Below are 21,466 nucleotides of genomic sequence, written 5' to 3' on the forward strand. Positions count from 1 at the left end.
GCATTGCGCCCGCATGCCGGGTGCACAGGCATTGCGCCCGCATACGGCGTACACTCCATCACCTCTGCACCGCCTGGGTGCGCGGGCGTCGCGCCCGTATACGGCGATACACCCCATCACCCCTGCACCGCCTGGGTGCGCGGGCGTCGCGCCCGCATGCCGGGTGTACAGGCATTGCGCCCGTATACGGCGATACACCCCATCACCCCTGCACCGCCTGGGTGCGCGGGCTTCCAGCCCGCATGCCGGGTGCACAGGCATTGCGCCCGTATACGGCGATACACTCCATCACCCCTGCACCGCCTGGGTGCGCGGGCTTCCAGCCCGCATGCCGGGTGTACAGGCATTGCGCCCGCATACAGCAATACACCCCATCACCCCTGCACCGCCTGGGTGCGCGGGCTTCCAGCCCGCATGCCGGGTGCGCAGGCGTCGTGCCCGCATGCCGGGTGCGCAGGCGTCGCGCCTGCACACAGCGGTGCAACCCATCAGAGGGCGGGACGCCCTCATCCCGAAGCGCGTGTGTTCCCCCAGGTGTGAACAGTTACACAACCTGTCCTATTGTTTCACTGCCGGGATCGTGCTATACTGCGATCCGATCCTGGGCTGAAGCATGCCCGCTGTTGTCCGAACGACCATGAGTGAACCTGCGAACCCCCGCCAACGCGCCGCGCAGTTGATCGACGAAGGAATTGCGGCGATCCGCGCTGGCGACCAGACGCGCGCCCGCCAGTTGCTCAGCCAGGCAGTGCAACTCGACCCACAGAACGAACGTGGATGGTTATGGCTTTCCGGTGCACTGCCGGATGCCGCCCAGCGCCGCTATTGCCTGGAGCGCGTGCTTGCCATTAATCCGCAGAACGAAGTGGCAAAACGCGGATTGGCAAGCCTTACGTCCGCCGCTCCACCGGCAGCGCCGTCTGCAGGTGCACCGAAACCGGTCACGCCTCCGCGCTCACAACCCGTCTTCGACCCGCTCGCGCCAGATGTTACGGCGAAACGCGACCGACCAACCAGTGCGCCCTCGCCAGCTGCATCCGTTGCTTCGTCGCCTCCCCCCGCGCCGCGACCATCTGCTCAGGCAACCGGCAGCGCTGCAACCGGAACGCAAGAGTCGGCAGAAAGCGCCAGACGCGCTGCCAGCACGCACCCCCTTCCTGGCAGCGCTCCCCCTGCAACGCCGAAGCCAGCAGAACCACGGCAACGCCTGCCAGAGTCGCCCCCTGCGGCGTCACCCGTCGATCCGCTGGCATCGCTGCGTCCCGGTTCAGGCGCAAAACGCAGCTCGCTGCTGCGTCGTCCCGGCGTACCCGGCAAGATTGAGACCAGCGCAACACCGACAGACACAACGACCGTTCAGCCGAAGAAACGCTCGCGCACACTTATCATCGCCCTTTTGGGTGTATTGGTGGTGGTTGCGCTCCTGATTGTCGGCAGTGTGTATCTGTATCCCGAACTGCTCGCGCTGTTGCGATCACCTGAAGAAGCGTCCGCACCAACTGCGGAACCCGAACCAGCCTCACCCACACCGGTTCCCACACCGACGAGCATTCCAACAGCAACGCCCCTTCCAACCCCAACGCCAGCGGACGTCCGCGAACTGATCCGCGAAGCCAGCGAACTCGCTGCGATCGGCAGCCTTGGGCAGGCGGCTGAACGTTACACCGAGGCGATTCGCGCCGATCCATCCTCCTTCGAGGCATACTTCGGACGCGCTCAGGTCAACTTCAACCTGTCGCTCTTTCAGAGCGCCATCGATGACTTCACCAAAGCGCTTGCTCTCGATCCGGACAATGTCGAAGCGTACCATCAGCGTGCCCGCGCGTTCTACCGTCTGAACCAGTACGATGCAGCTATTCGCGACTTTACCGAGGCGCTGGAGCGTGACCCCAACAATGATGTCATTCTGATGCGGCGTGGCGTTGCCTACCGCGACAATCGACAGTACGACGAGGCGCTGGCAGATTTTGATCAGTCGCTGCAACTGAACCCGGATGTCAGTTTTACCTACTACCACCGGGCGCTGCTGTTCCAGGCGACCGGCAAACTCGACCGCGCGCGCGCCGATTTCGACCGTGCACTGACCATCGCACCAGAGTATCGCCTGGCGTTCGTCGGTCGCGGACTGTTGCGGTTGGAACAGCGCGATGCACGCGGCGCGCTCAGCGATTGTTCGCGCGCTATCGAAATCGACGCCACCGAGATCGACGCCTACCTCTGCCGCGCCAGAGCGGCGGTTGCCCTCAGAGATTATCGCACCGCCATCGCCGATCTCGATGTCGTCATTGCGCGCGACCCCGACAACGCCGATGCCTATCGAGAACGGGGCAGAGCGCACCAGGCGCTGCGCGATGTCGCCAGGGCACGGGCGGATTATCAGCGTGCCGCCGAGTTGTACCGCATACAGGGGCGCACCGAAGACCTTGCGGAAGTGGAGAAGTTGCTTGCTGCATTAAGGTAGCCGTGCGCATCGACGTCCACATCCATTTTCAACCGCCTGAATTGATCGCGTACCTGGCAACGCACGCAGGACGTGAACCCTACTGGGCGCTGTTGCTGGCGCCCGACCCGACAACGGGGCGCCCCCCTGTTGCTCCTGACGCCGATCGCATGCTCGTCGATATGGATCACGCTGGCATTGATCGTGCCGTGATCCAGGGCGAATACTACCGTCAGCATGAGTCGTGCGTTGCCGCCAACGACCGCGCGCTGGCGCTGCAACGCCGATACCCTGAACGGTTGCTGGTCTTTGCAACCGTACAGCCCACCGATGAACGCGCGCTTGATGAAGTGCAACGCTGCGCTGCGGCAGGCGCAGTCGGCATTGGCGAACTCAACCCATACGCGCAGGGCTTCCGGCTCGACTCACCAGCGTTCCTGCGCCTGGCGGAACGTTGTATCGACCTCAATCTGCCGATCCTGCTCCACGTGAACGAACCGGTTGGACGCTACTACCCCGGCAAAGCCGTCACGCCCCTGGTGCAGTACTACGACCTGGCGGTACGCTATCCGGAACTCAAACTCATTCTGGCGCACTGGGGCGGCGGGCTGTTCTTCTACGAACTGATACCGTCGGTGCGCCGCGCACTGCGCAATGTCTGGTACGATACGGCAGCATCGCCGCTTCTCTATCCGACTGCCGATGTTGTGGCGGTGGCGCTGCGATGCCTGTCGCCCCATAAAATCCTGTTTGGCAGTGATTATCCGTTGCCGCTCTATCCGCGCCGATCGCGTGAACCCGATATGTCCGCCTTTCTCAACGAAATCATGGCACTGGACATCGCCCCTGACATCCGGGATGATCTTCTTGGGCGCAATGCCGCCCGCCTGCTGGGATTGATGCCGCCTGCCGGCGGATCACCGGAAAACCCCGCACCACACCAGAAAACCCCAACCCTGCCGCACCTTCCCGTCACAGCAACCACGCCGGTCGCCGCTATCGCCGCAGCCTGGCCCGCAACCCGCGCCGTCCTCGACGCATACGGCATCCCGTGGGAAACGGTGGAGGTTCCGTTCTGGGAGCCGCTGAATCAGGCAGCGGCAGCGCGCGGTGTCGGACCAGAAGGACTGGCGCGGTTGATCAACGACCTCGATACTGCCATCCGCTCTGAGAACGAGACGCCATGAATCGCGCACTTGCGGTCTTTATCCTCTTTGGCATCGGCTACTTCCTTTCGAACTTCTTCCGCGCCGCCAATGCGGTCATTGCTGGCGACCTCATGCGTGACCTGGGACTGAGCGCCGCTGACCTGGGAATGATGACCAGTCTGTTCTACGCCGGATTTGCTGCGGTTCAACTGCCCCTTGGCGTTGCTCTGGATCGCATCGGTCCGCGCATCGCTGTGCCCTCCCTGATGCTGATGACCGTCGTTGGATGCCTGTTATTCGCCACTGCAACGGCGCTGCCACAGGTGGCGGTCGGGCGCACCCTGATCGGTATCGGCATGGCAGGCAACCTGATGGGCGCTGTCAAGGCGTTTGGCGTCTGGTTCCCACCAAACCGGGTGGCGACATTCACCAGCCTGATGGTTGGCATTGGGGCGCTGGGTGCACTGGTGGCGGCAACGCCGCTCGCGTGGCTGAACCAGCAGTTTGGCTGGCGGGCTGTGTTTCTCGGTGGCGCTGGCGTCGTTCTGCTGAGTGCAGCAGGCATCGCCCTCGGCGCCCAAAATGCACCGCCAGGCGTGGTCTGGCGCGCAACGTCCGATGTCGCCGATGATGGATTTGGCCGGATTTTCCGAAACAGCCAGTTCTGGCGCATTGCACTGCTCAACTTTGTCTGGCTCGGCACGGTGCTCGCAGTCCAGACCCTATGGGCGGGACCCTACCTCTTCGATGTGTTGCGCCTGCCGCAGATCGAAACTGGCAACCTCCTGTTGCTCATCAGCGCCGGTGTGGCGACCGGGTATGCGAGTTGCGGCGCGCTGGCTGACACCTTTGGCGTGCGACGCACAGTGCAGGGGGGCATGGCGCTCTTTCTCGCATCGCAAACACCTCTGCTGTTACCCATACCACTGCCGCCGCCTGCGCTTGCGGTCGCGTTCTTCATGTTCGGGTTCACCGGAGCATTCAACCTGTTGATGCTCACCGAAGTACGCATCCTGTTTCCACCATCCATGGTCGGGCGCGCCGTGACGGCCGTCAACCTGTTCGGCTTCACCGGCGCCACGGCGATCCAGTGGGGGATGGGCGTCATTATCGGCGCATTCACGCCGGATGAGGCAGGACGCTATCCTGTGGAAGCCTACATCGCCGCCTTTGGTGCAGCCCTGGCGATTAACATCGCCGTCTTCATCTGGTACCTGACGCCAGCTCCGGTGCAGCAGGGGTTGAAGGCGGAAGGTTGAGGGTAAACGGTGAAACACAGCACGATGCCACTCCCACGCTACAGCGCATACGTCTTCGATCTTGATGGAACGATTTACCTGGGTGACGCGCTCCTGCCCGGCGCCGCCGAAACCATCGCCCGTCTGCGCACTGGCGGATCGAAGGTTCTGTTCCTCTCTAACAATCCGACCCGCACGCGCGCCCAATACGCGGCAAAATTGACCGCGCTCGGCATTCCGACAACGCCGGACGAGGTGATCAACTCATCGTATGTGATGGTGCGCTGGTTACGCGCAGAAGCGCCAGGGAGCCGGATTTTCGTTATTGGAGAGCAACCGCTCTGCGACGAACTGGCTGCCGCCGGTTTCGACCTGGCGACAGATGCTGGCGGTGTTCAATTCGTCATTGCATCATTCGACCGCACCTTCACCTATCGCAAGTTGCAGATCGCATTCGATGCCATTCGCGCCGGAGCGCGCTTCGTCGCCACGAATCCCGACCGCTACTGTCCGACGCCAACCGGCGGCGAACCTGACGCTGCAGCAATCATTGCCGCCATTGAAGCGTGCACCTCACATCCGGTCGAAGTGGTGGTCGGCAAACCATCGCCGATCATGGCGCGAACCGTTGCCGATATCCTGCAACTGCCGCCTGAACGGTGCCTCATGGTTGGCGACCGACTCGAAACCGATATTGTAATGGGGCGCACCGCCGGGATGGCAACGGCGCTGACCCTCACCGGCGCAACTGATCGCTGTGCGCTGATCAATTCGCCTGTTCAACCAGATTATGTCATCGAGTCGGTTGGCGAACTGATACGGCAAACAGAGTATAATGAGTTGCAGGCATGACCCCGCCGCTTTAATTCCAGGCGCCATCACCACCCCGCAGCATAGCCCAATGGATAGACTATGTCACACGTGACCCGTCGTGAAAACGAGCGTCTTTCAGCAACGATCCGTTTTCTGGGAAACCTGCTCGGCGAAGTCATTCGCAACCAGGCAGGCGAAGAGGCGTTTCGATTGGTCGAACAGTTGCGGACGCTGGGGAAAGAACTGCGCAACGGCGAACCTGATCGCGCCGACGCATCTCTCCGCGCACTGGCGTCGCAGATGACCGTCACCGATGTTCAGACAGTCATCAAGGCGTTCAACGCCTACTTTCTCCTCGTGAACCTTGCCGAACAGATGCAGCGCGTCTGGATTCTGCGCGACCGCGAGCAAGCAAGCCCGACGGCGCCACGCACCGAGTCGATTGCTGCCGCAATTGCGGAGATCCACGCCCACAACGTGTCCGCAGTCACGGTGCAGGAGTGGCTCGAAACCGCGCGTATTCAGCCGGTATTCACCGCCCACCCGACCGAGGCGCGCCGCCGCACCGCACTGGAAAAGGTTCGTCGCCTGGCAACCCTGCTCGACCGGCGATCAGGCGGTTTACAAGGGTTTGAACTTGAAGAGAACACGCTGCGCATTCGTGAAGAGATCGTCTCATTGTGGCAGACCGATGAGGTGCGGGTCGTGAAGCCAACCGTGATCGACGAAGTCAAGAACGGCCTGTTCTACTTTGAAAGCGGACTGTTCGATCTCATCCCGCGCCTCTACCGCGAACTGGAGTATGCGTTACGCACAGCGTACCCGGATCACGAGTGGCGTGTGCCGCCTCTGTTGCGCTACGGAGCGTGGATGGGCGGCGACCGTGACGGCAATCCGAACGTCACCCACGCCGTGACCCTTCAGACGGTTCGCCTGCTGCGCGCCGCCGCCGTGCAGCGCCACATAACCACCATCGAAGAACTCAGCCATCGTCTTGGTCAATCGACGCGACAGGCGCCTGTCAGCGAGGAACTGCGCGCATCGCTGGCGAACGATGCCGCCCTCTTCCCCGATGTCGCCGATATGCTCACGCAACGCAATCCCTACGAACTCTACCGTCAGAAATGCACCTACATCCGCGAAAAACTGCTGCGCACCCTCAATGACGCCAATACCGCTTCGCTCGATTGGGGACGATCAGATCCGCCGCCGAACGGCGCATATCTCAGAAGCGACGATCTGCTCGCCGATCTGCGGGTGATGGAACAGAGTCTGCGCGCCAATAATGCCGCAGTGGTCGCCGATGGCGCACTGCGCGACCTCATCCGCCAGGTTGAAGTCTTCGGTCTGCACACAGCCACCCTCGATATTCGCCAGCATAGTGAGCGGCATACCGCTGCGCTCGCCGAGGTGCTGGCATCCGCAGGCGTATGCGCCGACTACACAGCACTCAACGAGACTGAACGGATCGATCTCCTGTCACGCGAGATCGGAAACCCGCGTCCACTCATTCCCGCTCATCTCGACTACTCACCCGACACGGTCGAAGTCATTCAAACATTCCGCACCATCGCAGCGATCCTCAACCGCCTCAGCCCGGAAGCCATCGAGACGTACATCGTGAGCATGACGCGCGGTGCGAGCGATCTGCTGGCGCCACTCCTGCTGGCAAAAGAGGCGGGATTGTTCCGCCCCTTCCGTTTCAGCCGATTGAACATCGCGCCACTCTTCGAGACCGGCGCCGACCTCACGTGTTGCGACACGATACTTGAAGCATGTCTGAGTTTGCCGGTCTACCGCGATCATCTGGCGCTGCGCGGCAACCTGCAAGAAGTGATGATCGGCTACTCCGACAGCAACAAGGACGTAGGCTATGTCGCCGCCAACTGGGCGCTTTACCAGGCGCAGCGCAAACTGCGTGATTTTGGGCGACGGTACGGCATCCACATGCGCCTGTTCCACGGGCGTGGCGGCGCCATTGGGCGCGGCGGCGGACCGGCGAACCACGCCATCCTGGCGCAACCGCCCGGCAGCATTGGCAACCAGATCAAAATCACCGAGCAGGGCGAAGTCATCGCCGACCGGTACGGATTGCCCCTGCTGGCGCACCGTCATATCGAACAGGTGATGAATGCCGTTCTGCGCGCTGGTCTGCTGCAGCGTGACGACCCTCCGGCGGAGTGGATGCAGGCGCTCGAACGTCTGGCAGACCTGTCGCAGCGCCACTATCGCGCGCTTGTGTATGAACGGAACGATTTCGTTCCATACTTCCACAACGTTACCCCGATCACCGAAATCAGCCGCCTCAACATTGGCAGTCGCCCGGCAAGCCGCCGCAATACCGGGCGCATCGAAGACCTGCGCGCCATTCCGTGGGTATTCAGCTGGATGCAGAGTCGCCACACCCTTCCGGGCTGGTACGGTATGGGGTTTGCACTCGAAACGTTCGTGTACAAAGGGGATGGCATCGATCTGGACATGAGCGGCGACAGCGGGAACGTGACCGGCGACGGAACGACCGACCACGTGGGGTCAGCCATCGACCGTCTCGCGCTGCTGCAGGAGATGTACGCCAGGTGGTCTTTTTTCCGGGTCATGATCGACAATGCCCAGATGATTCTGGGCAAAGCCGACCTCCATATTGCTGCACGTTACGCCGAACTTGCGCCGGATCGAGAAGCGGCGGCGTCCATTTTCGCCGCCATCCGCGACGAGTATGGACGCACCGACCGGATGATCCGCCAGATCGCCCGGATCGAACGCCTGCTCGACAATAGCCCGGTGCTGCAACACTCGATCCAGCGTCGCAACCCGTATATCGATCCGATGAGTTACCTGCAGATCGAACTGTTGCGCCGGTTGCGTGCCGCACCCGACGGACCGCAGCATGCCGCCATCGAGGATGCCATCCTGCTCAGCATCAGCGGGCTGGCGGCAGGGCTGATGAATACCGGGTAAGGCTACCACACAATGATCGGCAAGCCATTTGCGACACTGACATCGGCAGCTTCGCGCAGGACGCTCAGACAACGCCGAACCGGGTGCCCGGGTTTGATGCCAGCCTGATCGATCATCGCCTCCAGATCCGTCAGTTCGCGCTGAAGCGCCGGTGACGAGCCGAAACTGACGACGGTCTCTTCGATCGGCTCGTCTTCATCACCTTCCGGTTCCTCCTCGATCCAGATCGGCTCGGGGAAATCGACCGGCAAATAGTACCCGCCCTCGCCCTGATGCTTGATCAGGTGCGGAAAACGTGTTGATTGCTCGTCCTCCCAGATGGCTGCCAGCAATGGGTCTGGTTCTTCATCGAACTCGAAATCGGGCGCCAGCAGGGGTTGAATATCCCGCCCCTGCTCCAGGTATGCAGCGATGAGACGCAGCAGAAAAAGATCGTGATAGCGCTCGATGCCCCCTTCCCAGATCTCGGCGCCTGGGTTGGCCAGCAGATCCACCTCGACACCTTCTTCTGCCAGCAGACGCTGCACATCGATCAACCATGCCCGCTCCGCTTCGTAGCGCTCACGGTCCTCGTCGGGCAGAGCGGTAAACATCGACCCAACCAGAAGGTCCAGTTCGGTCATTCCATTGTCAGGCATATCCATTCGTCCTTTACGATAATACACGTCCAGGAGGCCATTTCACCACAGCAGCGCAGTGAGCGATTGATGGAAAACGCCGCGTTTCCGGGGAGCCAGCGGTGAGTTTTTGCAGTAGCGCCGCTCATGCATCCAGCAAGCGGATCCGCCGGTTGGAGTGAAGACGCACCGCTCCTCACCGAACAACATGCTCCGCATCGCCCCTGTTTTTCCAGGTGTGCGAGGAGTATACCACATCTATCAGTCACTGATCATTGACAGCGCATATCTGTTTGCAGTATAGTGGTACAGCGTTGCTCTGAGATGTAATCACGCATCTCTTCGCGCATTCTAAACAGGTTCCTCAGACGTCCCATGCCGGGTTCTATCCATTCCTGGCACCATTGTTGCGCTGGAGGTTTGCGTGTCGGCTGAACAGGTTCACTTTTCGTCGGTAGCCGATGCGGCGGAGCGTGAAGGTTTTCCGGTCACAGCACGTACACGCGTGCGACCGCCGCGCCGTCGTGGTGATGGGTGGCTCTGGTTTGCACTGGCAGTGATTACGCTTGTCGCACTGGGCGTTGCAGGCGGGATCACGTCCTTCTACCGGTCATACGAAGGGCGGATCTATCCCAATGTTTCGATCCAGGGCATTGCCGTTGGCGAAATGACGCCCGAACAGGCCGAGTCTGCGCTGCGCTCGCGCTATGCGGCATTCCTCCGTCAACCGGTGGTCATTACGTATGGTGACCGTCAGTGGACGCCGACGCTTGACGAGTTGGGGATGACATTCGATTTTCGTGGCGCGGTCGATGCGGCATACAATGCCGGTCGTGGTCGTGGAGTGGTCGATGACGTCCGTGAACTTGCCGCGATATGGCAGCACGGTCTCGATGTACCGCTGCACGTGTCCTACGATGAAACGCGCGCGCAGGCATACCTGACGCAACTGGCGCGTGAGATCGAGCGTGCGCCCGCCGATGCGCAGGTACGACTCGATGGCGCACAGATTGCGATTGTTGGCGCTGTCATTGGGCGGCAGGTGCTGGTCGACGCAACCCTGGCGCACGTGTCGCAGCAGTTACAAGCCTTCGTTCCCGCCACGATCCCGTTGCAAACCCGCGAGATCCCGCCCCGCCTCGACGATGCCACCGTCGCTGCGGCGCGTGCGCAGATCGAAACCATCCTGCAAGGTCCGTTGACATTGCGGGTGGGTAAGAATGAGTATGAGTGGACGGTCGCCGATCTTGCGGACATGATCATCATAAACCGTGTTCCTTCCGCAGAAGGGGACCGTATCGCGGTGACCCTCGACCAGGACATGATCGCGCGCCGTATTCGCCAGATTGCCGACGAGACGGAAAAACCGGGAACGCGACCACGGGTGGCATGGAACAACGGGGATCTCAAGATCATAAAGCCCGGCAAGCCGGGGCTGCGCCTCGACGAAGTGCGCGCGCGCGATATGGTGATCGCCGCAGTGATGGGGCGTGATCGAACGCTCGAACTGCCAATGGTTCCTACCGATCCGCCGGTGACTGAAGCAAACCTCCATCAACTTGGCATTCGTGAACTGGTCAGCATTGGCAAAAGCGACTTTACCGGCTCAGCAGCCTATCGCATCCACAATATCGGCGTTGGGATGCAACTGCTGAACGGTTTGTTGATTGCGCCAGGCGAGGAGTTTTCCTTCAATAAGAATATCGGGCAGATCAACGCGGCCAATGGGTTCGTCGAAGGCGCGGCTATTATTCAGAACCGGACGCAACAGGAGTTCGGCGGCGGCATCTGCCAGGACTCAACGACCCTGTTCCGCGCTGCATTCTGGGCCGGATTACCGATTACCGAGCGATGGGGGCACTCGTTCTATATCAGCTGGTACGACAAGTACGCGCTTGGTCCTCGCGGCAACGGTCCTGGACTCGATGCCACCATCTTCACCGGCGGACCAGACCTGAAGTTTATCAACGACACCGGTGCGTGGCTGTTGATCCAGGCATGGTCAAACCCGAAGACCGGTGTGGCGCAGATTGAGCTATACGGCACGAAGCCCAATCGCACGGTCGATCTGACGCATAAAGTGTACGATCACACGCCTGCACCCTCGGAACCGGTATTCGTCGCCGATCCGAAAGTGCCACGCGGAACGATCAAACATACCGATAAAGCACGCGGTGGTATGACGATAGATGTGTATCGTCTGGTTGTGGAAAATGGCGCTCCGCGCCCGCCGGAGTTGTTCCGCACCCGTTTTCGCCCGTGGCCTAACATCTATACCCTGAACCCTGCCGATATCGGTCCCGACGGTAAGCCGCTGATTCCGTTCCCACAGGGCGATCAACCGGCGCCCACACCCGCGCCGCCGCCAGAACAACCGACCGAACCGCCACCACCGCCGGGTGTTGAACCCGCCACCGGTAATCAGATAAACCCGTAAGGGCGCAGCGCTGCTGCGCCCCTACTGCGCCCCTGCGCCCCTGCACCGTAGAACCCGCCACCGGTAATCAGATAAACCCGTAAGGGCGCAGCAGCTGCGCCCCTACTGCGCCCCTGCGCCCCTGCACCGTAGAACCCGCCACCGGTGATCAGATAAACCCGTAAGGGCGCAGCGCTGCTGCGCCCCTGCTAGCGTGCGGCGTTACCAGCACGACGACGCACGATTGCCCATCCCATGCTCTCCGGCGGCGCGCTCGCAGCCACCAGTTTCCCATCGCGCCAGGCTGCAAGACCGGCAGACACCAGCCATGCCGCCGCCGTGTGTGCACGCCGCCGCGCCGTGCTTTCCGCCAGCGGCGCCAGTTGCTGCAACACGCTGGCGATCCCATCATAATCGAGACCGCCACGCTCGCGAATTGCGCGTAAAACCGAGCGTGTCGGCTCCTGTTCGCGCAGCAGACGACGCAACGCAGTGCTTTGCGCCGAACGATCATACTGCGCAAACGCCCGACCGTAGGGCGTCAGCGGAACCGTTCCATCCGCCTCTGGCTCGCCAACCAGACCGAGCACACGCGCAGCCTGTGCATAGTACAGCCCCTGCCGTTGCCCTTTCGCACCAAGGTAGGCGCCGATTGCTTCGTGGGTAGCGTGCCCGCGCACAATTGCCTCCGGTACGCGCGCAACGTGCCACAGCACGTCCGCCTGGGGAATATCACTCGTCGCCAGCATGCTCGCCTCTTACCTGTAAGAACCGGAGAACAGAGAACCAGGAATATGAACCCTCTATGTTCTGTATACCACATCGAAACATGTGTGTCAAGATCCATTGTTGCTGATTTGCGTCTATAATGTCGCCATGCCTGCACTTCTGGCAGTCGATCTTGGGTTGCGAACCGGTCTGGCGTTGTATGGCGGCGATGGACGATTACGCCGTTACGGATCGCACAATTTTGGCAGCGCAGCCCGCCTGCGGCGCGGCGCCCCCGCCGTGCTGGCTGAACCAGGCGACCTGGAATGGGTCTATATCGAAGGCGGCGGACCGCTGGCGGATATCTGGATGCGTGAAGCCGAACGACGCGGCATAACCGCCCGTCTGGTCAGCGCCGAAACATGGCGACGCGCCATCCTCTACGAGCGTGAGCAGCGGAACGGCGAGCAGGCGAAGCGTGTCGCGGATACACTGGCACGTCGGGTAATTGCGTGGTCGGGCGCGCCCCGCCCAACCGCGTTGCGTCACGATACAGCCGAGGCGATCCTGATCGGCTTATGGGGCGTGCTGGAGATAGGCTGGCTTGAACGCCTGCCGGACGATCTGCGCCGCTGGTGATACCAGGCTCATGGACCAATCATTCGACCAACCGTGGCCCACAAGCCTGGCAGAGGCACGGGCCATTCAGCAACACATACGCACACGAATCATTACCCACGATGCCCACGGACCGATCCGCACGGTTGCCGGTGTCGATACCGGGTACAGTGGTGATAGCGCGCTCGCAGCCGTTGTCGTGCTGGCATTTCCGTCGCTGGAGGTGCTCGATTATGCAGTGGCGCGACGGCAGATCGACTTCCCGTATGTCCCTGGCTACCTTTCGTTCCGTGAAGCGCCCGCAGTGCTCGATGCGCTTGCCAGCCTGCGCATTGCGCCTGATCTGCTGATCTGTGACGGCCACGGTCTTGCCCATCCCAGGCGTTGCGGTATTGCTTCCCATCTTGGCGTCCTCACCGATCTCCCCTCGATCGGATGCGCAAAATCGTTGCTGGTCGGCACGCACGAACCACCGCCCGATGTGCGTGGCGCCTGGACGCCGCTGCACGACCAGGGGGAAGTTGTCGGAGCAGCGCTGCGCACCCGTCCGGGAGTGCGCCCGGTGTACGTTTCCATTGGTCATCGCGTGGCGCTGGAGACGGCGATCCGCTTCGTGATGGCGTGTGTTACGCGCTATCGACTGCCGGAGACGACCCGCGCCGCTGATGCGCTTGCGTCGCATGGGCGCATCCCACGATAATGGGCATGTCATTTTCTTAACCAGTTTCTCACAAAGTAGTACTATAGTCACATTGTTATGCCCCGACAGGGGGTATATCCTACAGATGTAACGCCCTGGTGGGGCGCGTTTGCCCAATTTCCGCCGGAGCAGCCTATGCAATCCGCATCATCCTGCAACAGTCATCCACCCCGGTCTCACTCGTTGACCGACGACCAGATGAGCCTGATCGCATCTGCATTGCTCGACATGCAACGTGCGCTCAATCATCAGACAATCCTCATCGCCCAGCTCCAGGACGAACTGGCGGAATTGCGGCGCCACAACGACTGGTACCACGCGCAATTTGCGCAAATGTTTCGCGTGGTCGCGCGTGATGTGCGTGAGTTACGGGCGACGCTGATCTGCTCGTTGCTTGAAGAAGGACCAATCACCGCCGACCGCCTGATAACGTTACTGCGCCAGACGCCCGACGAGGAACTGGAGCACAAGATCAGATCCGGGGCTATCGGGCGGCAGACAAATTAGCGCGTGATCAGTCGACGTGTGGCAGAGGAGTGAGAGGAGAGGTCACGAGTTCGGCGCAGAGGTCGTGGTATTTTCACCGGACTGCTTTGTCTGTGATCCCTCGCGTTTTTGCCAGAGTTGCTCGACCTTCTGCCGTAGTCGCAGCAGCGCCTCACGCCTGTCATCCGGCAGATCGGCGCCCGACTGCACCATGCGACGCACAACGCTGGCTTTTTCTTTCTCATTGTCTTCCGCTTTCTGCGTCACTGCTCCACCTCCGCTTCATCTGATCACCAGGTCTGGCGGCAACTCGAACATTACCTCGTCGCCGGGCTTGATGCCCCGCGCGGCAAACCACCCCTGGTTCACTTCGAGCGCGTAGAACGCCTCGCCGCGCGGGGCATGCTGCGTGATCTCATCAAACGGCTGCATATCTTCGATATTGAGAATACGCCGCTCTTTACTGATAAACGCAATCGAAAGCGGAATACGGGTGTTACGCATCCAGAACGTGCCGGTGTACGGACCGGCAAAAACGAAGAGCATGCCGCGATTTTCAGGGAGCGCATCCCGAAACATCAACCCGACACTGCGTTTCTCTGGCGTGGCAACAACCTCCGCCTCAAGGCGGTGCGTTCCAATCACGATATCGATCGTCGCATCAGGAACAACGGTCGCTTCCGGCGCCCCCAACGTTGCAGCCGCCGTCGCAACCGGCGCAGGATATGCTTCTCCCGGCGTCGGATATGCTCCGCCCGGCGCCGGATATGGTTCCGGCGCAGCGACGATCACCGTCGGCGCAGGGGCGCCTGCACCTGCCGGCGTGGCGATGGGGCGGTCATTTCTCTGGGGCTGACCGCACGCCATCGCAACGATCAGCAACAGAAACAAGGATACCACGCGCACGGAGTCGTTCACCCTTCGCCATCGACGCATAGCGCGTTATCCCCCCGCAGCGCGTGCACGCTCCGACGCATCGCCGGTGACAATGCACGCCAGACGTAAGAGATCGTTGAACTCGGTATGGAAGGCGGCAACAATCGTGTCCGGATCGGGAACCAGCCCCGCATCGACCGCAATACCGATCAACACATCACCGGCGTAACTGAAGATGCTGACCCCCAGACCCAGGTGACCCGCCTGCGGTACCCAGAACATGATCTGGCGGATCGGGCTGCCGGCAAGATAGATACGCTGTCGCGGACCGGGAACATTGGTCATTACTGCGGTCGCCTTGCTGCCAAAGATATCAACGACCAGTTCCGCCATCTGCTGCGGCATGACGCCGATCGTATTCAGGATGCCAAAGGCGATCAGCGCTTCAGGCGAACTCTTGATCCCTTCCATCCGGCGCTTCAACTCCAGCAGCCGATCGAACGGATCCTCGATGCCGATCGGCAGATCAAGAAAGACCAGGCTGAAGCGGTTGCCCAGTTCGGTGATCGGTCCCGGCGGGCGGAGATTCACCGGCACAACGGCGCGAATGTTGAGACCCTCGACGACCGCGCCACGGTTGATCATGTACCGTCGCAACGCTCCTGCAACCGCATTGAGCAGCACATCGTTGATCGTGCAGCGAAACATGCCGCCAACCCGCTTGACGTCATCGAGCGGAATGGGTTCTGACCAGGCAGCGCGTTTCTGGACCCCCAGCGCCCCTTTGAAGAGCGTCAGCGGATCGGACGGCATGAAGAGCAGTTTGTTCAACGCCTGCGCCCCGCTCACTCCGGTGCGCGCCACATCGATCACGCGCGCTGGATCGCTGAGCAGTTCACGACCTTCATCGATGATCGTCCCTGCGCTCGTCAATGCATTGCTCAACGACCTGACTGCGGGAAGGAGGAAGGACTCGATCGGATTTGCAGCGCGCGTATCCTGCCTGACGCCACCGGCAGCCGACAGCGCATCCCGTTGTTCATCGGTCAGCGAGAGGAGCACCTGCACCAGCGCAATACCGTCGGCGATGGCGTGGTGCAACCTGCACAACGCAGCGCTGCCGCCGTTGTAATTTTCGACAATGTGAAAATGCCACAGCGGCTTGCTGAAATCGAGCGGCGTGCTCATCAGATCGCTGACGAGCGCCTGCAGTTCACGCTTGCCGCCGGGCGCCGGCAGTGCAATTCGATGAATGTGCGCGTTGAGATTGAAATACGGATCGATCTCCCATTCCGGCAGAACATTGGACGTTCGCCCTGGTTTCACCCGCATCCGAAAACGATCAAAGACCAGCAACCGCTCCTCGATGACCCGATGCAGCCGTGCGACGTTGATCGGCTCATCGAACATCAGGACGCCGGTGATCATCATGAGGTTGGTGGGGTCTTCCATCCGCAGCCACGCGGCATCGGCGCTGGTGAATGCCTCAGTTCGTCGTGCTGCCATAGTGCGCTCTGCTCGCTCGTTCGACTCAGCAATCCATCCACAGCGGTCATTGCTGCACTATCCTACACTGAGGCGGGGAAAGTGTCAACGATAATACATCGTGCACGCCAGGAAAGACTGGGGGTTTGCTCTTCTCCTTCACAAACCCCCGGGGTACGCCAGCTGTTCAATCCTTGAGAAACTGGTTCGTGAACGCTTTCATCACGTCCACATCGGTCGTCAGCAGTCCGCTTTCGCGCAGAAAGGTGTGGGTTTCACGCCAGTTCGCTTCGTCGCAGAAACCCAGCCCCTCGGTTTTGGTTTTGTCGCTCTGCCAGTAATCCAGCGTTGCCTGGAGCACGGCGCGTTGCAGATCGCGGGTGGGCTGATCGGCGCTCTTGAGTTCGGGAATGTAATCGAGCGCAACGGTAAAGGCTGTGTCGGGATCGGCGATGACTTCCGCCATGGCGCGCAGTGTTGCGCGCACGAAGCGGCGCACAACATCCGGATTGCTGCCGATCAACTGCTCGCTCGCAATCACACTGTCGGAAGCGAGCGGGAAGTAATCGGAAACACGGATGACGTTCACCGGTATGCCCTGCCGTTCGAGCTGGATTGGCTCATTGTTGCCGTACCCGGCGGCAACCGTGACTTTCCCTTCGCTGATCGCCGCCACCTGGGTGAACCCGATCTCCTGGACATTCACCGCTTCGCGCGGGATGTTTTCTGCATACAGCAGCGCCAGCAGACCGATCCAGCTGGCGCCGAAGCGTCCGGGAATACCGACGGTCACTCCGTCGCGCGTCAGGTCCTTCGGCGTGGTGATATTCGCTTCGGTTTTACTGAAGAAGACAGTTGGAAAGCGCTGGCTATTGGTCATCACGGCGACAACCGGCAATCCCTGGGCACGCGCCAGCAACACCGAGTCGCCCGACGCCAGCGCGAACTGCAGGGTGCCCTGCGCCACCCGCTGAACGACATCGGTCTCAAAGTTGTAGTCGAAGGTCACGTCCAGCCCTTCGTCGGCATAGTACCCCCTGGCATGCGCTAGATAAAAGTGGGAGAACTGAACATTCGGAATGTACGGAAAGCCCATTATGACCGGGCGCAGCCCCGTCGGCGCGGTTTGTCCGGGTCCGGCGGCAGGCGTCGGCGTTGCCGCCGGCGTCGCGCCGCATCCGGCGCCGATCAGGGCGGTCAGAAGCACGAGGAGTAGCGACAGACGACGCATGGTTATGCCTCCCATGTGATCAGCAGACGTTCGATCAACAGGGCGAGAAGGAACAGGAGTAACGTGATTCCAGCCAGGACGGTCAGCGCCACAAACATCAGCGGCGTATCGAACAGACCGCGCGCGATGTTGATCAGCGCGCCAAGACCGTCGCGCCCGCCGATGAATTCACCAACCACGGCGCCGGTTGTTGCCAGCGCCAGCCCGGCTTTTACGCCGCCAAAGATGCCCGGCAGCGCCAGCGGCGCCTCAACATAGCGCAGCAGGTGCCAGCGGTTTGCCCCACTGATGCGCGCCATATCGATCAATTCACGCGGTACGCTGCGGAAGGCGACGATGGTAGCGCTCAGGATTGGAAAGAAGGTCACGAGTGTTGCCACCAGCACCCGCGACTCAAGCCCGACTCCTACCCACAGCACAATCAGCGGCGCAACCGCCACGATCGGCACCGCCTGACTCGCTGCCAGCAACGGGGTCAGCACACGGTCGAACGTTCGTGTGCGCGCCAGCAGATAACCAAGCGACAGGCTCAGCGCGAGCGCGATGCTGAAGCCGCTCAAGGCGGCAGATAGCGTTATCGTGATGTGACGTTGGAGTGTTTCACCGGCAAGTTCAGTCGCCAGGCGCTGGATCACCAGCGTTGGCGCAGGAAGAATGAACGGCGGGTAGTCCTGTACGATGACCACCGTCTGCCAGACGAGCAGCACCAGCGCCAGCGACACAGTCAGGCCTAGCCACGATGGCAGACGCAGTGAGAGGCGACGCACCGTTCTCCTGTATGGACGAATCGCCTGATTGGATCGGAGCGAAAAACCCTGTTCGTTGACCATAAGGCACCTCGCGTATTGACGCGAGGCAGGGGGGATGGGAGGCGATCATGCACGCAGCATGCCGGCCGGTCATGCCGCACAAAAAACCCGAAGCCAGCAGGCTTCGGGGCATGTATGACAGCGAACAAGACGTTCACGCAGAGCGTGACGCCTATAACAACGCCTTGAAGAGGACGACTGCGATGACGCGCGCATCATCGCGATCAACCTCAGGCGCTATGCTCGCCGATCTTCTCCCATCCGGACTGTAACCGTCGGCGCCGGCTTCGCACCGGTCTCCTGCCTTTCGGCTCGCGGGCTGGTGCAGCATGCTGCACATCACCGCCGATCGGGAATTTCACCCTGCCCCGAAGATCGTGCTCATAGCATAGCATTATCGATGATGACTGTCAAGAAACTGAGCGAGAACATGTCACAACCATCATCCGGCATGGCGCGCGCGTTGCTGGTAGAGGATCGTCAACGCTGCCCCGATCGCCTGCGACAGATCGCCCAATGCTGCCGGAACAATCGTCAAAAAGCCACGCTGCGGCGACCAGAGATAGGGTTCGGCGGTCTCACGCACGATACGAAGGTAACGCTCGCGGAACGATGCTGTCGTCGCTTCGGGATCCATCAACCCGCCGCCGATAACGACGTACTGCATATCCAGCGCCATTGCCAGCGTCGCCACGAGCAACCCCAGCGCCCGCGCCTGAAAGTCGAAAATCTCCAGCGCCAGTGGATCGCCCTTCTGCGCCAGACCGCGCAACCGAAACGCGCGCTCGCGCATGCTGAGAGGCGAGGTTGCCAGCTCGTGATCCGGATAGCGCGGCAATCGTTCCTCCAGCAGATAGGGCAGACCGGAGAGCGTCGTATAGACTTCGAAGCATCCCCACGTCCGACCACATCCGCAGGGGTACGGTTGTGCGCCGAGCAGATGCAGCGGCGCGGGCATATGCCCGCCCTCCATGCCGTTCAGTGAATCACCGTCGAGCGGCAAGCCATCGCGCCCGACATACGCACAGCCAAGCCCGGTGCCCGGCGCCAGCATGACGACGGTAGCGCTCTGATCGCCGCGCGCATGCTGCGCCTCGGCAACCCCTCCCATATTCCCATCGTTGCCGAATGCCAGCGGGATTGGACGACCGGCGCGATCGGCAAGCGCGTCGCAATAGGCGGTATAGAGGTCGAAGCCGGCAAAACTCTCCGGCAGGTTTGGCGAACGTCCAAGTACGCCAAAGCGTTCATAAGGACCAGGAATGGCGAGACCAACGCCCTGAACCTGATCCCATTCCAACCCGTGCAGCGCCAGATAATCGGTGATCGCGTCAACCCACCCGCGCACAACCGCGACCGGTCCGTTGAGCGCACCGGTCGGACGCTGCACCAATTGTGTGGAAATCACCGTTCCATCGTCCCATACGCCGCCGACTTTCGATGTGGTGGCGCCGCCATCGGTGCCAATGTAGACATGTCGCTTTGCACTCATACTCAACCTGGCTTTCCTGTGATTCACCGAAAACAGGTTTCCCCATTGTAGCCGGTGCCCAAGAGATGTCAAAACCAGACCGACATGCTATACTGGAGCCTGGACTGTATGCGTCAGGACGGAGGACGTATTGAACACGCACTGTCCATTCTGCGGCGCACCAGTTGGGATGCGTTCACGCTTCTGCTCGATGTGCGGGCAGTTGCTGCCGCCATCTTCCCTGCCTGCTGCATCTCCGCCGCCACCTATCGACAACTGGCCAGTCGAGGGTGCATTAGCCAATGGAAAGCGATTGCAGGTCACCGGCGATGCACTTGATCTGCGTGAGCTGATAAACGTGGTAGAATCGAGTGTGCGATGGTGGCAGCGCGGGTTGAAGAGCAGCGACGCGATGACTCGCGATCAGGCGGCGCACGCGATTGACGAGTTGTCGCACATTCTGCGCAGCCTTTCTCAGCAACTGGCGCATGGACGTTCGACCATCCGCATCACGAGAAGACTGCCGGCGCTGCGCCGATTCGATATCGCCTGTCCATCGTGTGGCAGCGGTAATCGGGCTGGCGCACGTTTCTGCCAGCGTTGCGGCGCGCTACTCAACACAGCGCCAGGGTATGGAGCCGGGCACGTGCAATCACGCACACTTACATTCACATTTGCAGCGCGCACCGACACTGGTCGCGTGCGCCACCAGAATCAGGATTCGGTGTATACCGGCGTGATCCCGCTACCCGACGGTCAACAGGCGTATCTCTGCCTGGTTGCGGACGGAATGGGCGGCGCAGCCGCCGGTGAGTACGCCAGTCGACTGGCAGCCGATGTCAGTCGCGCCTACCTGGAACAGGAATCCGCCAGTCATCCGCCTGCGACCGATGCAGCCTGGCAGGCATTGCTGCGCGATGCAGTGCGTGCCGCCAACCGCCAGATCTACAATGCCGCGCGCACTGATGCGGCGCGACGCGGGATGGGAACGACGCTGACCATTGCGCTGCTGGTCGGTGATCGCCTGCATATTGCATCGGTTGGCGACTCGCGGGCATATTTGCTGAATACCGACGGCGTGACCGACGATGGCGCTCCTTCTGCCCAGTTGACATCAGACCATAGCCTGGTGGCGCGGCTGGTGGATATCGGCCAGTTGACGCCGGAGCAGGCGCGGGTGCACCCGCAACGGAATATCCTGTATCGCTCGATTGGCACCGATCCGTCGGTCGATGTTGATACACGCTCGGAAGCGCTCGAACCGGGTGACATCGTTCTGCTCTGCTCCGATGGATTGGTCAACCATGTCAGCGATGAAGAGATCGCTCAGATCGCACTTGGCGAAACCGACCTGGATCGTGCGGTGATGCGTCTCGTCAGCCTGGCAAATGAGCGCGGCGGACGCGACAATATCAGCGTCGTGATGGTGCGCGTCTCGGGTGAACGGTAAAT

The 21,466-nt window shown here is 61.3% G+C and carries 18 protein-coding genes and 1 riboswitch; of the genes, 10 read left to right on the forward strand and 8 right to left on the reverse strand.

What is annotated here, in order from left to right; genetic code table 11:
* The first annotated feature begins 637 nt into the window (after positions 1 to 637).
* Genes ROSERS_RS14150 through ppc form a run of 5 tightly spaced genes read left to right on the forward strand, consistent with a single transcriptional unit; the run spans position 638 to position 8,597 of the window.
* On the forward strand, positions 638 to 2,461 hold the full coding sequence (locus ROSERS_RS14150) for a tetratricopeptide repeat protein (protein WP_157041090.1): 1,824 nt from the start codon (positions 638 to 640) through the stop codon (positions 2,459 to 2,461).
* Positions 2,462 to 2,463: 2 nt separating this feature from the next.
* Complete coding sequence (locus tag ROSERS_RS14155) at positions 2,464 to 3,627, forward strand: amidohydrolase family protein (RefSeq protein WP_011957466.1); 1,164 nt, start codon at positions 2,464 to 2,466, stop codon at positions 3,625 to 3,627.
* Positions 3,624 to 4,847: an MFS transporter gene (locus tag ROSERS_RS14160; protein WP_011957467.1), complete on the forward strand. Its 1,224-nt coding sequence runs from the start codon at positions 3,624 to 3,626 to the stop codon at positions 4,845 to 4,847. The genes ROSERS_RS14155 and ROSERS_RS14160 overlap by 4 nt, the downstream gene beginning before the upstream one ends.
* A gap of 24 nt (positions 4,848 to 4,871) precedes the next feature.
* The gene (locus ROSERS_RS14165; RefSeq protein ID WP_011957468.1) at positions 4,872 to 5,678 is read left to right on the forward strand and encodes an HAD-IIA family hydrolase; all 807 of its coding nucleotides are present in this window, start codon (positions 4,872 to 4,874) and stop codon (positions 5,676 to 5,678) included.
* Positions 5,679 to 5,738: 60 nt separating this feature from the next.
* Positions 5,739 to 8,597: a phosphoenolpyruvate carboxylase gene (ppc, locus tag ROSERS_RS14170; protein WP_011957469.1), complete on the forward strand. Its 2,859-nt coding sequence runs from the start codon at positions 5,739 to 5,741 to the stop codon at positions 8,595 to 8,597.
* A gap of 2 nt (positions 8,598 to 8,599) precedes the next feature.
* Here ppc and ROSERS_RS14175 read toward each other — a convergent pair whose 3' ends face one another.
* Entirely contained in the window at positions 8,600 to 9,235 is a 636-nt protein-coding gene (locus ROSERS_RS14175) for a hypothetical protein (RefSeq protein ID WP_011957470.1), read from the reverse strand.
* Positions 9,236 to 9,638: 403 nt separating this feature from the next.
* On the opposite strand from ROSERS_RS14175, the gene ROSERS_RS14180 reads away from it, so the two are divergent.
* A complete protein-coding gene (locus tag ROSERS_RS14180) occupies positions 9,639 to 11,651 on the forward strand; it encodes a VanW family protein (protein WP_011957471.1) in 2,013 nt (670 codons plus the stop codon).
* A gap of 188 nt (positions 11,652 to 11,839) precedes the next feature.
* Here the strand turns inward: ROSERS_RS14180 and ROSERS_RS14185 are convergent, their stop codons facing one another.
* The gene (locus ROSERS_RS14185) at positions 11,840 to 12,379 is read right to left on the reverse strand and encodes a DUF7226 domain-containing protein (RefSeq protein WP_011957472.1); all 540 of its coding nucleotides are present in this window, start codon (positions 12,377 to 12,379) and stop codon (positions 11,840 to 11,842) included.
* Positions 12,380 to 12,506: 127 nt separating this feature from the next.
* On the opposite strand from ROSERS_RS14185, the gene ROSERS_RS14190 reads away from it, so the two are divergent.
* From ROSERS_RS14190 to ROSERS_RS14200, 3 genes are all read left to right on the forward strand, one after another.
* Positions 12,507 to 12,977 carry a hypothetical protein gene (locus ROSERS_RS14190; RefSeq protein WP_011957473.1) on the forward strand — a complete coding sequence of 157 codons (471 nt, stop codon included), beginning with the start codon at positions 12,507 to 12,509 and terminating at the stop codon, positions 12,975 to 12,977.
* Positions 12,978 to 12,987: 10 nt separating this feature from the next.
* Positions 12,988 to 13,656 (forward strand): deoxyribonuclease V, encoded by a 669-nt coding sequence (nfi, locus tag ROSERS_RS14195; protein WP_011957474.1) that lies wholly within the window; start codon positions 12,988 to 12,990, stop codon positions 13,654 to 13,656.
* Between the two features lie 135 nt (positions 13,657 to 13,791).
* Positions 13,792 to 14,163 (forward strand): hypothetical protein, encoded by a 372-nt coding sequence (locus ROSERS_RS14200; RefSeq protein ID WP_011957475.1) that lies wholly within the window; start codon positions 13,792 to 13,794, stop codon positions 14,161 to 14,163.
* 42 nt (positions 14,164 to 14,205) lie between these two features.
* Here the strand turns inward: ROSERS_RS14200 and ROSERS_RS14205 are convergent, their stop codons facing one another.
* The 6 genes from ROSERS_RS14205 to ROSERS_RS14230 form a co-directional block, all read right to left on the reverse strand.
* Positions 14,206 to 14,409 (reverse strand): hypothetical protein, encoded by a 204-nt coding sequence (locus tag ROSERS_RS14205; RefSeq protein WP_041333727.1) that lies wholly within the window; start codon positions 14,407 to 14,409, stop codon positions 14,206 to 14,208.
* Positions 14,410 to 14,424: 15 nt separating this feature from the next.
* Positions 14,425 to 15,048: a DUF192 domain-containing protein gene (locus ROSERS_RS26085; RefSeq protein WP_232282616.1), complete on the reverse strand. Its 624-nt coding sequence runs from the start codon at positions 15,046 to 15,048 to the stop codon at positions 14,425 to 14,427.
* Between the two features lie 36 nt (positions 15,049 to 15,084).
* Complete coding sequence (locus ROSERS_RS14215) at positions 15,085 to 16,524, reverse strand: WS/DGAT/MGAT family O-acyltransferase (RefSeq protein WP_011957477.1); 1,440 nt, start codon at positions 16,522 to 16,524, stop codon at positions 15,085 to 15,087.
* A 166-nt stretch (positions 16,525 to 16,690) separates the two neighbouring features.
* Positions 16,691 to 17,734, reverse strand: coding sequence for an ABC transporter substrate-binding protein (locus ROSERS_RS14220; RefSeq protein ID WP_011957478.1), 1,044 nt, complete (start codon positions 17,732 to 17,734; stop codon positions 16,691 to 16,693).
* A gap of 2 nt (positions 17,735 to 17,736) precedes the next feature.
* The gene (locus ROSERS_RS14225; RefSeq protein ID WP_011957479.1) at positions 17,737 to 18,564 is read right to left on the reverse strand and encodes an ABC transporter permease; all 828 of its coding nucleotides are present in this window, start codon (positions 18,562 to 18,564) and stop codon (positions 17,737 to 17,739) included.
* Between the two features lie 224 nt (positions 18,565 to 18,788).
* Positions 18,789 to 18,923: riboswitch (FMN riboswitch) on the reverse strand.
* A gap of 62 nt (positions 18,924 to 18,985) precedes the next feature.
* Entirely contained in the window at positions 18,986 to 20,035 is a 1,050-nt protein-coding gene (locus tag ROSERS_RS14230) for an ROK family protein (protein ID WP_011957480.1), read from the reverse strand.
* A gap of 130 nt (positions 20,036 to 20,165) precedes the next feature.
* Here ROSERS_RS14230 and ROSERS_RS24235 point away from each other — a divergent pair, with 130 nt between their 5' ends.
* The gene (locus tag ROSERS_RS24235; RefSeq protein ID WP_232282617.1) at positions 20,166 to 21,464 is read left to right on the forward strand and encodes a Stp1/IreP family PP2C-type Ser/Thr phosphatase; all 1,299 of its coding nucleotides are present in this window, start codon (positions 20,166 to 20,168) and stop codon (positions 21,462 to 21,464) included.
* The last annotated feature ends 2 nt before the right edge of the window (positions 21,465 to 21,466 follow it).

Origin of the sequence: Roseiflexus sp. RS-1 (genome assembly GCF_000016665.1) — a bacterium.
In the GTDB taxonomy this organism is placed as follows: domain Bacteria; phylum Chloroflexota; class Chloroflexia; order Chloroflexales; family Roseiflexaceae; genus Roseiflexus.